At 33.4% G+C, this 14,991-nt stretch carries 14 protein-coding genes; 1 reads left to right on the forward strand and 13 read right to left on the reverse strand.

The features are described 5' to 3' along the window. Positions 1–39: 39 nt before the first annotated feature. The 12 genes from QL232_RS02805 to QL232_RS02860 all read right to left on the reverse strand — a co-directional run bounded on the left by QL232_RS02805 (position 40) and on the right by QL232_RS02860 (position 12,326). Positions 40–1,323: an alpha/beta hydrolase gene (locus tag QL232_RS02805; RefSeq protein WP_281612983.1), complete on the reverse strand. Its 1,284-nt coding sequence runs from the start codon at positions 1,321–1,323 to the stop codon at positions 40–42. Positions 1,324–1,465: 142 nt separating this feature from the next. Next, complete coding sequence (locus tag QL232_RS02810; protein WP_281612984.1) at positions 1,466–2,743, reverse strand: hypothetical protein; 1,278 nt, start codon at positions 2,741–2,743, stop codon at positions 1,466–1,468. A 175-nt stretch (positions 2,744–2,918) separates the two neighbouring features. Then, complete coding sequence (locus tag QL232_RS02815; RefSeq protein WP_281612985.1) at positions 2,919–3,707, reverse strand: hypothetical protein; 789 nt, start codon at positions 3,705–3,707, stop codon at positions 2,919–2,921. A 187-nt stretch (positions 3,708–3,894) separates the two neighbouring features. Beyond that, positions 3,895–4,527: a DUF308 domain-containing protein gene (locus QL232_RS02820; RefSeq protein ID WP_281612986.1), complete on the reverse strand. Its 633-nt coding sequence runs from the start codon at positions 4,525–4,527 to the stop codon at positions 3,895–3,897. 36 nt (positions 4,528–4,563) lie between these two features. Beyond that, positions 4,564–5,109, reverse strand: coding sequence for a hypothetical protein (locus tag QL232_RS02825; protein ID WP_281612987.1), 546 nt, complete (start codon positions 5,107–5,109; stop codon positions 4,564–4,566). Positions 5,110–5,150: 41 nt separating this feature from the next. Next, the gene (locus tag QL232_RS02830; RefSeq protein WP_281612988.1) at positions 5,151–5,528 is read right to left on the reverse strand and encodes a hypothetical protein; all 378 of its coding nucleotides are present in this window, start codon (positions 5,526–5,528) and stop codon (positions 5,151–5,153) included. A 78-nt stretch (positions 5,529–5,606) separates the two neighbouring features. Beyond that, the gene (locus QL232_RS02835) at positions 5,607–6,734 is read right to left on the reverse strand and encodes a DUF1214 domain-containing protein (RefSeq protein ID WP_281612989.1); all 1,128 of its coding nucleotides are present in this window, start codon (positions 6,732–6,734) and stop codon (positions 5,607–5,609) included. Between the two features lie 139 nt (positions 6,735–6,873). Then, positions 6,874–8,202 (reverse strand): PCMD domain-containing protein, encoded by a 1,329-nt coding sequence (locus tag QL232_RS02840; protein WP_281612990.1) that lies wholly within the window; start codon positions 8,200–8,202, stop codon positions 6,874–6,876. A gap of 4 nt (positions 8,203–8,206) precedes the next feature. Continuing rightward, positions 8,207–8,959 (reverse strand): hypothetical protein, encoded by a 753-nt coding sequence (locus tag QL232_RS02845; RefSeq protein ID WP_281612991.1) that lies wholly within the window; start codon positions 8,957–8,959, stop codon positions 8,207–8,209. Positions 8,960–8,988: 29 nt separating this feature from the next. Further along, entirely contained in the window at positions 8,989–9,798 is an 810-nt protein-coding gene (locus QL232_RS02850) for a carbonic anhydrase family protein (protein WP_281612992.1), read from the reverse strand. 286 nt (positions 9,799–10,084) lie between these two features. Continuing rightward, the gene (locus QL232_RS02855; RefSeq protein WP_281612993.1) at positions 10,085–11,557 is read right to left on the reverse strand and encodes a DUF1214 domain-containing protein; all 1,473 of its coding nucleotides are present in this window, start codon (positions 11,555–11,557) and stop codon (positions 10,085–10,087) included. A 118-nt stretch (positions 11,558–11,675) separates the two neighbouring features. Further along, entirely contained in the window at positions 11,676–12,326 is a 651-nt protein-coding gene (locus QL232_RS02860; RefSeq protein WP_281612994.1) for a DUF2490 domain-containing protein, read from the reverse strand. Between the two features lie 172 nt (positions 12,327–12,498). Between QL232_RS02860 and QL232_RS02865 the strand changes: the two genes are divergently transcribed. Beyond that, on the forward strand, positions 12,499–13,464 hold the full coding sequence (locus QL232_RS02865; protein ID WP_281612995.1) for a helix-turn-helix domain-containing protein: 966 nt from the start codon (positions 12,499–12,501) through the stop codon (positions 13,462–13,464). 51 nt (positions 13,465–13,515) lie between these two features. On the opposite strand, the gene QL232_RS02870 is transcribed toward QL232_RS02865, so the two are convergent. Further along, entirely contained in the window at positions 13,516–14,958 is a 1,443-nt protein-coding gene (locus QL232_RS02870) for a DUF1254 domain-containing protein (protein ID WP_281612996.1), read from the reverse strand. Between the last annotated feature and the right edge of the window lie 33 nt (positions 14,959–14,991).

A 14,991-nucleotide genomic window follows, 5' to 3' on the forward strand; every position in this document is an offset into this window, starting at 1 on the left:
AGCCTAGGATGAATTTCCTAGGCTTTTTTTATCAAATAATCAATTCACTTTTTTCTCCTCAAGAAAGGAAAGTACTGTGGCATTAAATCGATCTGGATTTTTTATAGGTTCTTCATGTGTTCCATCAATAAAAACAACGAGTTGAGCATTATTAATTTTTTCAGCAATGAGTCGAGTATGACTTTTAAAGAAGTAATCGTTTTCCCCTACCATAACTAAGGTAGGGCAATCGATTTTTGTTAAGTCCTCAGGGTTAATATTGGGTTCATCTCTTAATAAATAAAGCAAACGTCCTTCGAATGTATCCGCTAAGTTCTTTTTCTCTATTGCTTTGATTCTTTTTCTTAATTGACTGTTGATTTCTGGTAATACAGAGGTCTTATCATTATAAAGATTAGCCCCCATAATGGCGAGTTTACTGATTTTTTCAGGTGCCTTCATCGCCATGATCAATGCTGTATTACCGCCATCACTCCAACCAAGTACATTCACTTTTTCTATCTTTAAATGGTCAATAAATGCCAACATATCTTCGGCGAAAAGATCATAGGAAAGGGGAGTGCCATCTTCAGTAGATTTACCATGACCTCTTGTATCTACAGCTATTACCTTATATTTTTTAGCCAAGACGGGAATTTGGGCAGCATAGTCTTTAATGGATTGTGCATTTCCATGAAGTAGTAATAAAGGTTCTCCTTCACCATAAGTTTCATAATAGAACGTTACATTTCTACATGATAAATACTTTCCGACTTGATCATTAAAACCATGGATAATGATTTGACTAGCATCAACAACCAGTGGTTTTGTTTTATCAGCAATTTCTTGAACTGAAACCGTACATTGTTCGGGTAAGGTGAATCTCTGTGAAGGATGATTTTTTTGATTTACTCCAAAATCAGAATTGGGGAGATTAAAATCTTTCCAAGGCCCATTCTTGGTTCTGACCTTTAACACGAAATCATCAAAAAAGTATTTCCCTTGAAACAAACACTGTCCGCCCACTAAGATAGAAGTTGCCTTTTTATTGATTTTTCCACGAATAGAATACGTTTCCCATTGGTGTTTTTGAATAGGAGTTTCACTTCCTTGATAAGATAATAGATTATCCTTCTCTCCATCCATCCGCACATAAAGATAAGACCCAGCATGAGGTGATAATGTATCTGATTTAGCTCGTGCTGTAAATTGGTATTCCCCTCCTTGATATGCTGAGATATCCATTTTATAGAAAAAACCGGATATATAGTCTTTAGGGTTTTGTGCTAAGGAATACTGTACGAATAGAATTCCAGTAATTAGTAGAGCGATAGAGTAGTTCATTTACAAATGGGATGATTATGCTTTAGGTAATTTGTTACATATACTTAAACACATTACAACCTCTATTCGTTGGAATTTCTCATCAACCTAACATAAATTCTTAGGTTGATGAGAAAGTTATTCTAAAACTTCTATCACTTGATTACATATTCTTGATTTCTCCAGAGTCTTCTATAACAATGGTTTTTGCGTCTCTACCGTTAGCTAAAACTTCTCCATTGTTTGAATAGTCGTGGACTTTTCCAGCTACCTTTAAAGAAACAACGCCGTTTCCTTCCGTTCTTATTCCTTCTTCAATATGTAATTTTTGTATAGTACCTTTTGGTAGTACACTAATTCCATCAGCAGAGAGCTCAAAAATTTGTCCTTTAACAAGTGTTTTTCCTTTTGAACCCAATGTTGTTAATGATTTATCTATCCTAATTTCACCTACTGGTTTAGATACTTGAATACCAATGGCTCCATCTCCATGCGTAATGATTTCATTAAATTGGGCTTTGTCAATCGTTCCTTCATATTGATTAAAACCTCTAGCTCCCAAGCCAAAAGTTTCGATCTTCCTTTTTGATACAAAGTTTTCAACAACTCCAAAGTTTACAAAACCAATACCACTTGGGCCATAAGAGATAATATTATCCTTAGCAATCCAATTGCTTACTTTTCCCCAGTTGTCGAGGACCATTCCATTTACTCCGTAAGTAACCAACTCTTTAGAATTTACTATTTGCTCTACTTCTACACCCGCCATAATAAATAAGCTACCAGAAATAATATTATTGACTCCCAGCGGAAGCATTCCATTAGAATATATCGCATTGGTGTTGATTAAGTCAGCGACTACTTTTCCTCCAGTTATCCCATATCCAGAGATTAGAACACCACTACCTAATACTGGTGCTTCTTTACGACCAATGGAAATACCATCAATTTCTAATTGAATCTCACTTTTATTATCTGTGCAGAAATTAAAAACGGTAAGTGCCCCTTGAACTACCTCAACACCAAAATAGGATTGGGTTTCCTTTCTTTGACGAACATCTGCAGATACAATATCGATAGCATTTATTTTAAGTTGTAATTGTTGGGTAGTCTCTCTAGTAATTAATTGGATTTGCCCAGTGACATTTAAATTTTGAAGTGTCACCTTCCCAAGATTCTCATGAATACTACTAATAAATAATGCTCTATTTACAGGAGATACCTGAACAGTTAGGTTTTGAACTGTATTGCTTTCTGTTAAACCGATACCGTCTCCATCACCAAAGAATAAACCAGACTGTTCTTTATTGATCCCTTCTAATATTAAGCCTTTGGGCAAGCGAATACTCTGAGGAACATAAATTGTATCTGTGATAGTAATTTGTTGAATGGATGGTGTATCTAATGCAACCATTAATTCTGCATAGTTCTGAACTTTCATAATTATTTGTTTAAAGTGTGAAACTTTAATAACGACATGATCATTCTACTGAATTTTAAATAGTTACTGAAAAATATAAATTTCGGATTGAAAGTGTTCTAATAGGTGTGGTAGGTGTATAAAAAAGGCCTGAAGTTTTAGCTTCAGACCTAAGGATTACGTAGTTATCGACAGTTTATTTTCTTAATACAATTGTAGTGATTAACCTAAATTCACCTTTTGCTACATGGTCAGGTCTTACAACATTATGATAATATTGAGCACCTATATTCATAGGTATTTTTCCACCAAGGAATACAAGCTTATTGAAACCACCACCTAATGGTACTGTCCATTGTTGTCCTTTTTCTGCACTCCAGTTGGCTGTTATAGTAGGAAAAGTATTAATTACCCAGCCATTACCAATTCCATAAGCTGCAAGGGCTTGGCAGACAAAGTTCTGAACATCATCTCTTTGAGAATCCCCACCAAACGAGAATGTTTGTCTTACTACCATATCAAATGTCCATTTTGGTGTTTGATAAACCATTACCACCGCAGCACCTGCTCCCCATTTTCCAGTACCTAACATTTCATTCGATGCAGTTGGAATATCAATGGAAGGACCAATACCCCAAGCGAGTTTCTTTACCTTCTTAGGAGATAAGAAGAAAGAATAGTTGAGGTCACTTACTCCTACAATACTTTCTTTTTCATGGGTTGGAGGTAGATAAGACATTGCAAAAACACCTCTGTGAACCAAATTAAAGTGTTTATGCTCATTGGCTATTATCGGTTGAAGTGACATAGAATATGTTGAACCATTATAATTTGGTGAACCTACACCAATATTGTGTTGTATTGGTAAGGCCACAATATTCGCCAAAGGGTTTTGTAATTTTGCTGCTAGCTCATCTTTTTGAGCAAAAGATTTTTGAATAAATAAGATAAATATAAAAGGTAGAAGTAGAATAGAATTTTTCATTTTTGTAGAGTTTTTTCTTGATTGATTACTCTACAAAGGTGGAGTTTTATGACTTCTGAAAATTGTACATAATAACACTCTACTTGTAAAAAATAACAGCTTACTATGTAAGCTTTAATAAAATGAAAGCTATTGTTACACAACAAGATATGATGTATAACAATAGCTCATGTCTCCATCAATAACTTTAAGAATGTTCTATATCCTTTTCTTGAATGTTTGAACTTAGATCTTTTATTTCAACAACGTTAGTATCTTCTGCTTCAACAGAAATTTCTCTCTTTAATTTTCTAAATTCTAAGCCAAGTGCTGAACTATAAACTCCAGAAATAACTAAAGTCATACCCGTTGAAAACAAAATTGTGAAACCAGCAAAAAAGGGGTTAACAATTAGCATTGTCGAAATAATAATTCCAGTGACGCCAATTCCAATAAGTGCATGACCAGCACCTGTTTCTTTGTGAATAGAGATCGCTAATGAAATTCCAATAATAGATTTAGTTAAGAAAAGAATACCATAATACAACGGCATAGTATTCACAGAAATATGCGGATTCAGAATTAAGATGACTCCAATAATAATAGAAAATAGACCATAGAGCAATGTCCAGCCCCAACCTTTCATTTTCTTTCGATTTACAATTGAAAAGATAACTTCTGAGATGCCTTCTATGACGAAGAAATAGGCAAATAGTATCGCTATCGTTATATATGTAGCTAATGGAAAGGTAAAGGTAATTATCCCTCCTCCGATTAATAAGAGACCTAAAAGAATAAATAAATACCAATATTTAACGGATGAATCTAAAGTTTTAATCATGTTTTTTTATTTAATGATAATGTTATAAATAATAGCCTATTGAATAGGTGCTTTTTCTTTTAATGCCTTGATTTTATTCTTATGATTTCTTTTACTTTCTTTCCACTCTTTACCTTTTAAAACATAGTTGTAATTCACAGTTTTCATCTGTCCAACTGCTTGAGATGTGGGTAATGGAGCCACCAATAAAAACCAAGGGTTAGCGACTAGGCCAACTGTCCATGCACCAATAGCAAAAGTTTGCGATGTTCGAGAACTTCTATGTCTTTTGGTGTGGTAATACTTTAATATATCCTCATCAAGGTCATGAATTTCTGCATACTCAACCATAAAATCTGCAGTCTTTTCATAAGTATCTAACGATTCGTAATGTATGTACTCAATTTGATTTTGATGAATCTTATGATATTCCTTTTTTCGTTTGTAAACGAAAGTATCCTCTGTAGAATATTTTTTACCTCTTCTCCATTCTGCTTTTGTGATGGAAATAATCTCGCCGTTAAATAGATGGATATTGATATTTTCTGCTTCTGTAGGTATGCTTATAGCAGAAATTAGAGCTTGTGTAATTATAGCGATCATTGTACTAATTTTTATAGATTGTTGATTTTTTTGGTAGGGGATCAATCCTCCTCAAAATGAAGGTCTTTCACTCCTGTAGAAACCAGTTTATTGGTATATTTTATTCGGATTTCGTACTGTTTAAAATAATTTTTAGCATGGTATAGAACAGACTTTTGGCCAATTTCAATTTTATCTAACATGGCTTGATCAGTAAATAAACTAAAGATTTGGAGAGAAGATGAAGTATAAGGAGTATTGACAGGCTCTAGTTCAAAAATGATTGTATTCCGTTTATGGTAAACATCAATGTTCATTTTTCCTTCTTTGTCAAATGGAATTTCACTACGCAGATCTTCAACAAATAATTGTTTTTCTGATATACATGAAGTAGAAAATAAGAGACAAAACATTAGAATAGTAAATAGAAGATTTTTCATCGTTGAGAGTGTGATGAAGTGGTGAGAAGAACTCACCACTCTTAGATTAAATAGATAGGTAAATAAACTTGATCGTGATTATTTAGATTCTTGTGTCACTTTATTAATGCTAGGGAACTCTAACCCAATTATTGGTTCATATACTCTAAATACAGCATAAAATTTCTTTCCAGCATTTGGAATAGCGTTAACACCTTCTCCTTTAGGGTTTATTCTTACTGTTACCGTACCATCAGCATTTGGTTTTGCGGTATAAGAGTTCACTACGTAAGTATTATTTTTATTTGGAATAAGGTAACGATCCTCCATACTGTAAACAGTTACTGACCAATACCCTTTATCATTCTTCATTAATGCTGCAGTAGGAATAGTGATTTCATAATTATCTTGACCATTTAGCGACTCACCATATTGGTCTTTCAAGTATTGTTGATAGTCCACTATATAAGATTGTGTTCCTAATTGACCTAAGAAAACACCAGCAGCTCTATCTAAGTCACCGATTCCCTCGTATGTAGTTCCAAATAATTTTCTAGCATTGACCACTTTTGTAAGAGCATATTCTTGAATGATAGCATTGCCAGCTGCAACTTCTTCTTCAGAGAAATCAGGAACAATAAATGGAGCATCACCACCACCACCAGAGATAGTGATCTTTTTTGCTAATTCTACTACTTCAGATTCATTATTTACGACCACCTGTCTTGTAAAAATCAATCCTTGGTTTGTATTCAAAACAATTTCATTCGCATCTTCTATTGGACTTTTTTGATGTGGCAAGCGAACAACTACTGGCTTTTCTGGAGCCAAAACTACTTGACTAAAGTGATTCATATCAAAAATACTCATAGCAAAATATTTATCATATTCCGGCATCGTAATAACAACAGGTTTGTCAGTTATATTAAACCAAGAGTATCCATAATTCACATCAGCTTGTGGGGTAATTACTGTTCTATCATCTGAAGTAACTAAACCAGAGATTTGCCATTCTCCATATTTGTTCTTTTCCAACCATTGGTTTCTCATCTCTATTTGTTTTATGGCAGGGTACCATTTTATGTATTCTTGAATTCTATAAGAAGGAATATTATTCTGAGCTTTCACTGCATTTCCAAATACAATGGAAATGAATAATAAAGTGAACATAATCACAGCATATTTTTTCATTTTAGCATAGACTTTTACAATTGGATTCTGTTTCATTTTCTTTTAAATTATTTATAATAGATTGGTAAATGATTACATGACAAAAGTAGAAGTATTCATTCCCTTAAAATTGTACAAATCAACAGAGGGCTGGTAAAAAACAACAGACTTGTAATTTTTACTAGAACTTTTTCCCTTAATATTTCAGTTCAAATTCCTTCACTCTTAACTCACTACCAACACCACCTTTTAAGTTTGCTCCATCAAAACTTGAAGAATAAACAACAATTATATGTGTAGGAGAGGCTTGTGCTGAAGCAAACCCATGTTCTGGCATCATTTCATTGTCTTCTGCCGGAAGCATATAAGAGGCTAAGTCACTATGATTTCCATACAAGAAAGGTATATCAATAGTCTCGAAAGTTTCCATGTTCTTGTCAGATCTATACCAAGCAGTTGCTAATCGATATCGTTTTTCATTGTCTCCACTACCTTCTCTAACTTGTAGCAAAACATAGATGTCGCACATATCTAGTTCATTATTATATACCTCTGGTAAATATTGGATAGTAGAGGTGAAACGCTTAGGATTATCAGTAAAAGGAATACCAAAATCTGTTTTGACATCTCTTAAACCACTTCCTTTGATATCACCCACAAATAAAGACCCTGCAGCAACAACACCTAGGGTAGATGTCGTTTTTAAGGTAGTATATTCATAAGTTTCTTTATCAGGATAAGGATAAACGGTTCGGACACCAGTGGCGACTACTAAATCGGCAGCTCCGACATCACCTGTGCGCCATGGAGTAGTATCAAAGTCCTCACCAGGAATGTAAAACTTTCTATTGTTTGGTGTTTCACCAGCATTACGACCACCATAGTACCATGATTGGAAATTAGAATAAAGAATCTGGTCTCCACTTTTTTCAATTTCTTCATCGTCATATTCTACTTCTATTATCCATTCGATATCATCAAAAAAGAAACTTACAGGAGAGGAGAAATCGTGGATTTCAAAAGGGTTAGGAGATACTATTATATCATTTGGAGAGTAATCAAATGTAGTGATAGAAAGGTCTTCAATTGCTAAAGTATCTGGAATTATTACTTGAATTCTTTGAAGATCTTTATCTATTCTAGCAGAAAGTTGTCCTTCAATTTCAAAGTGATGTAGATTGATTTCAAAGTCATCTTCAATTACAGTTATTGTCCAGTCATACTCCTGATAGGTAGTAATTGTGAGATGAACGGGTAATGAGAAATCTGTCATATCTTTAATATCAGGAGTACATTTTGCACCTTCAGTGATTTCAAAATCAACAATACTTAATTGGGTCTTATCTGTACCATATGGTACTTTTATTTCAACAGTTTGATGTTCTGTAGAAATTGAAGATTGATCACTCTGTCCTTCCATTGATATTGATAATATCTCTCCAAATAGATACGGAAAAGGGATGTCATTTTTGATACAAGCGCTTAGTCCAAAAAGAGCGATTAGAATTGTAAATAATTTTTTCATGAGTTTAGATAAATAGCGTTAAGCCAATGTTTAATGAGAAAATGTCTATATCAAAACTTGCACTACTTGTCCTTCTTGAACCAGTTTCTACTTGATTCTCAATTTGTTCGGTTGTTTTCATATTGAAACCGATAATATCCATTTTTACTTCTAGAGCTATATTATTATTGATAAAGGCAACCATACCAGGAGACATCCCAATATTCAGTTCATGAGAAGTAGAATATACTCCGGAGACATCATGAGGGCCAGATTTAATATTTGTGTTTTTTGATTGCCCATAACCATATGATATACTTGTTTCATTAAATAACCCAAACCGATTCCCTTTCCCTAAACTAATGTAGTTTCTCATGAAGATAGATGTATAATAAGTTTGTGAGATATTAGAAACACCATCGATAGAAATATTAATATCTTCTCCTAAGTCTAGTTCTAATGCATCGATATTCAATTCACTTTTCACAAAAGTAAATCGCCCTCCTACTGCTAAATTATCTTTTAAGAAGTATCCAAAGAAAGGACTGACTTTAAAGTTATGGCCTTTTCCTTCCCAATTTTTTAGCATTAATATCTGGTAATTATCATTACTATGCTCAGAATAATTAAAAGTGGCTCCTACTAGCCATTGACCTTTTGGAATAAAAACACGGTCAATGATGCCTCTATCAAACTCTGGTTCGTTTTCGTTTCCTTGAGCAAATGTGAGAGAGATACTACTGAATAGTAGTAAAAGATAGATTGATATGGTTTTCATAATTTATTATTTAGATGATATTGAGTCTGTTAAAATAATTCAGTGATGGTTTCGTGATATATCGCTCTTCCATTTATTGGCTGAGTATCTCTATAATTATTTTTAGGCATCAGTGTTTCTAATAGTTTAATTTGACGTTCTGATGCAGTACTAGCATTCTTTAATACCACCCATTGAACATCCTGAGTACATGGAGGCGTTGTTAAAGAACCCTGGTAGGTGTAAACACCAATAGAATCCATTCCAAAAATATCTGAGATCGTAGCGCCTAAATCATAACTCTCATCAATACGTTTTGTAATCCCAATCCCCACAGGTAAATGTCTTTCTAAGAAAATGAAGGATGGGTCAGGTTCACCTTGTTGTACAAGAATCGCAAAAACTATATAGGAGTCAGTTTCTTCACAATGGTGAACCACATGGATCTCCAATGGATATCGAACACCGTTAATTGTATGTTCAGAAGGAGAATGAAAATGAAACTGTTTCATTTTATATACCTTGTCATTAAAGTTCAATTTATTGCGTTCTCCATTGAAATTATATTGGATCGTATGACCATTATTGGTAATCGAAGTAATTGTAGTTTCACCTTCGAAGTCCATTTCTTTTACATCATCCAATACATTACTAGAGATAGTATTGACATCGATGATATTGATGGGAGATTGGTGAAGTCCATCACAATTCGATTCCTCCTCTAATTTTGCCCAGTGCTTTGGACCTGTTTCTCCTTCATAGGCCCATTTTTTCTCTTTAGTGGTAAGTTGTGATTTCTCAATATTCTGACATGAAAATAGAGAAGTAAAAGCGATGATAATGATAAAATAAGTTTTCATTTTTGATTAAATAGATGATTTAGATTTAGAAGTAAATGTGTATAATTTTTTTGCTGCTCTTGAATCTGAGTTTTTATCTTCTGTTGATATTTCAAGTTGCTAAACCACTTTCAAAAGCATCATGAATGACTACATGACAAAAGTAGTGGAAGGAGTACCCTAAAAATTGTACATAATGACGGGCTATTGGTAAAAAATGACATTTCAAAAATTGCTTGCTAATAAAAAGTCCTTACCACTTCTAAAAAAGAGGTAAGGACTCCACTTCACTAACTTTTATGACAACTTAGTCTACTTCTTCAAAGTCATTTAATTGCCATGTCTTGTCAAAGAAAGGTTGTTGAGGAAAATATAAACGGAAATAGGTAAACCAATTAGTACCTTCTGAAGTTTGAATCCAATTATTTTCAAAACCCTCTGGTTTAGATGGGCCAACAAAAATTGTAGTACTACCATCATTATTTTGTTTTAAACCATTGATGGAGTTTAATTCAGCTTTTTGTTGATCATTTTCGATCAATGTTCTGTATTCACTATCATAAATTGTAATAGCCCAAAACTGTTTCGCAGGAACATGAGGAGGAACCACTAACTTATAATTCTTTCCACCATCAAATCCATGTCCATCAGAAGTTTCATATTGACTTAGATATGTACTTCCAGGACCAGGGCCTGTCATTTTCATAGCCCACGTAGAACCAATTGCCTCATGAAAATATGATGCCCTTTCAAAAAGTTGCCCATGGGTATCACTTAGCTGATTTGGTGATTGTACTAATGTAGTATACCAACGTTTTTCATCATAATATTTTGCTCCTTCAAATCTCTTTTTAAAGGTGTTGTTCACTGCCATTTGATACCCTATTCGCTCTGCCTCTGTCAATAATGCTGTTAACTGTTTATCAGGTTGAAAAGGTTTTCCTTTTTCAATTCCTATATTCTTCAACATTCCATAAAATAGTTCATCCCTTTTATGCATTTTCTCTCTCTGAATAATCACATTCAAATTATTCCAATATTCCATTCCATGTGGTTGTCTCTGTTTGTAAGCTTTTCCATCTTTTCTCAACTTCTTTCTACCTGCTAACTCCGGTTTGAAATATGGATAGGAATCAAACCCATTATTCACTTTGTGATGATCTTCCTCTCTGTTTTCCATATTTCTAGTTCCCAACCAAACGACATTAGTAGGACTATGTATTACTGTATAGCTATCATCATGATCAGGAACATCTTGGTTTGGACCAACAATGAGTAACTTTATACCTTGTCCTTTATCTTTTCCAGCAACACCCACATCTAATATGGGCCTTTGCCAGTAATCTCCAACATACCCAGCGGTTCTACCTGCTGGAATTTCCCATACTGCAGGCCCATGAACATCAGTATTTACAAATGAAATAGCATAAGTAACAGCAGTAGTTGGTGTAAGTATCCCACCTACTCCTTCATATCCACTGTAAAGACTAATTTGTCCGTCTAAAGAAGAATTTGCTCCCATATCTATGTTTGCATTTTCCCAACCTTTTAAACCAACTGATGGTAAAGCCCACATATAAAGTAGTGTTGCTGAATAATAATCCATTGCATTGAATAATTGTTCTGATGAATGGGGAGATGGTACTCCATTTGTAATCTCTACACTCTGGGTATTGTAGTTACACGGTGATTTTTCTAGATCATTTTGTCCTTGAGATTTATTATAATTGAGAAATAATATACTACTAATAAATACTGTGATAAATTGATTGATTTTCATCTTATTAATGATGTATAATTTGGTTTATTGATTGATTATGAAACAAAAGTAGTGGGATTGATATCCTAAAAATTGTACATAATAACAGGGCTTTGGTAAATAATAATCGACTTTATTATTAGTGTAGTCGAAGTGGATTGATTACATGGTCAATTTTAATTCTTATCATATGATTAGACTGAACAAAGTTTAGTTCTGAGTTAGAATAGTTTCTTTCTCTGATGTATTGAATAGTTATCAGTGTATTCTTTTTTGTATATCTGGTAATTCCTAGATACCATCTATTATTGGAAATACTAAAATTACTAAGTTGGATAAAGGGTTCGATACCAAAAGAAAGCAAGCCTAAACCAGTAGAGAGTTTAGCCATAGGATTGAATCTAACTCTATTATTATTAAGGTTTTTCTGTAGAAATAATTGTTCTTCAAAACGAAGTCTGCCGGATAGTATTACTTCACCAATTTTTGTTTTTTGTAGAATATCCTGATAGAAACGTAATTCCTGGTTCGAACGGTGTCCATCAACATACATTACACCAACTCTAATATTCAAACTCTCTTTTATATCATATTTTAAACCACTTCTAAACTGCCATCGCTTTATATCATCAAAATTATTTCTATATCCTATGTCGGAATCTATAGAATATTTGTAAGAGAGGTTGAATTTATTGAAATAATGAATCCACATCATATTATCTTGACCATAAGAACTGAAAGAAAACAGTATCTTTATAAGAAATATTAGAGAATATAATATGTGTTTCATAAAATATGAGAGAATTTTAGATTTACAAAAGAGGTACTATTTTGCCTAATTTTTATTTTGTAAAAGTAGAAGGATAACAATCTCTAAAATTGTAAAAAACAACATTGTCGTTGTATCAAAAAACACATGTTATTGCTATTCAAACTATTTGTTGATATATCAGAACATAGATATGAGGAATATAGAACTTAGTTTTATTGATTCGAAGAGAAGTATTTTAGGTGATCTTAAAAAAGCATTTCCTGATGGATCTATTTCCGAAAAAGGGTTTTGTTATGAGTCTAATAATGAGTTGTTTAATTATGAAATCATTAAGTTTTTTGGCGATATTCATATTGTCTTATTTGAAGGGAAGTTAACAGTAGATACACATGTCACGATTAAGCCCAATGAGATGAAATCTGTGGTTTTGAGATTTATCTTAGAATCAGATATCACTCATGGTGAAAATGAAACTGCTATTGGGGAAGGTAAGGAAAACGGAGCAACACTTTTTAATACATATACCGAACAAAATATTCGCCTAAAGAAGAATACTAAAATAAAATGGTTGGCAATACATATCCCTATTAAAGAATGGTTAGAATTTGCTGAATCTAGATGGGATAAATTAGAAGAAATTGTGATCAATCAGTCTCCATGGATTCTTTTTGAGAGTATGACACCAACTTTTTCAAGATTAATCAAAGATATTTTCTCTTATCAAAACCTTGAAGTAGGAAAAAAGGGATTGATCTCAGCTAAGGCTATAGAGTTAAGTACCTACCTTTTTGTGCAACTTTATAAAAGACATGATGATAAAGAGAAATACGGTATTCCTGATGTAGAATTAAGTAAACTATTTGCAATTAGAGATTTACTTTCACAGAATTTAGATTCTCCTCCTGATATTGATTCTTTAAGTAAAACATTTGCCATGTCACCGACAAAGCTCAGAGCAAATTTCAAGAAGGTTTTTGGAATGCCTCCATACCAGTATTTGCTCGCAGAAAGACTTAATGAATCTTATAGATTACTCGAATCATCTGACCGATCATTAACAGATATAGCCTTATCATTGGGATTTAATGATCAAAGCCATTTTACAAAAAGCTTTAAAAAGAATTTTGATTGTTTACCTAGTGCCATCAGAAATTAATTTAAAACTCCCCTAAAAGAGTATAATTAGGGGAGTTAAGTCTTCATCAAGTTATTTTATCAATTGAATTTCACTTGGTCTCCAAGTTTTGTCCATAAATTCTTTTTCTGGACCAAATAACCTTAAGTAGACAAAGAAACCAGTTGTTTTGTCTGTCTTTACCCAGTTGCTTTCTAATCCTTCAGGAGCGTCTGGTCCCATATAAAGATCAATACTACCATCCTTGTTTTTCTGCACATTACCATAGGAATCTATACCTGCTTTTTGCGTATCTGTAACGACCATAGATCGGGTATCAGCATCATAAACCATTAGTGACCAAAAGTTCCTGACAGGTACATTTGGAGGTAAAGTAAGTTTATAGTTTTTTGCTCCATCTAACCATACTCCTTCGTTATCTTTATAGGCTGCTATATATTGTGAACCAATACCTTCCATTTTTAAAACCATTGCATTTGCAGTAAAACATGCTTGATGTGTATAGGTTAATCTGGCCTCTAAATCAAGATAATTAGGGGTATAAAAGTTAGGGTTCTCCGTTAAGAAAATCCATTCCCACTGACTATTTTCATAAGGACTTTTTTGTTCATTTCTTGACGAATATGCAATTGCTCTCGACATAGCATTACCGGTTTTTGCCGCTTTCACAAAAATACTTTTTTGCTTTTCATTAGGGGTAAAAGGTTTACCGCTTTCTATACCTAAAGTTTGTAACATACCTAAGTAACTCAAATCTATATCCCTTATATTTTCTTTTGAGACAATATTTGATAACTGCTCAAAGAAACGCTCGTCTGTTGGGAAAGTAAGATCTGCATTGATATTTGAGACCATTTTATATTTCATTTTAGGAGGGTGGTCTTTTTTATTTAGAGGGTAAGTTTGTATTTGCTTCAACGAGTTGACAGGTGAAGAACCATCTTTTCCTTTAAAGCCCCTAACCAACCAGATATTTAAATAGGTGGATGATTGGAAGGTATGGTAACCTTCTGGTAGCTCACCTTCATAATGTGGAGGGACAATGAGGTATTTTCCTCCTTGTCCTCTATCTGGACCTGCCAATCCTAAATCTGTTATAGGTGAATACCATATGTCATTTACCATTCCCAATAAATTCTCTGGAATATCTAAAACCATTGGTCCCGTTTCTGACAGATCAAAATATCCTACAGAATAAATGGATTGTGAGTTTCCTGTAAGTACTACTGTTTTAGGTGATGCTGAATTTTCCCAGATATTTACTGTAGACATATCAGCTTTGTAATCTCTTTTTAAACCTTCAATAAAAGAATAAGTAGCTACTGCAGGTGTCGCCCATAAATAAGACTGAACAGCTCTTTGATAATCTAATTCATCATAAATTTGAGGGATTTCGGATAATGCAGGATACCCATTAGTAAACTCGTATTCTTGTTTTGGTTGTTCTATCATTGTACTTTTTGTACATGAGCCTAACATTACTATTGCAGCAATTGATATTAAAGTCTTTTTCATTTTCTTTTTTAATTATTATCGTCTGAATGGAAT

The sequence above is a fragment of the Flammeovirga sp. SubArs3 genome (genome assembly GCF_947387565.1).
GTDB lineage: Bacteria > Bacteroidota > Bacteroidia > Cytophagales > Flammeovirgaceae > Flammeovirga > Flammeovirga agarivorans.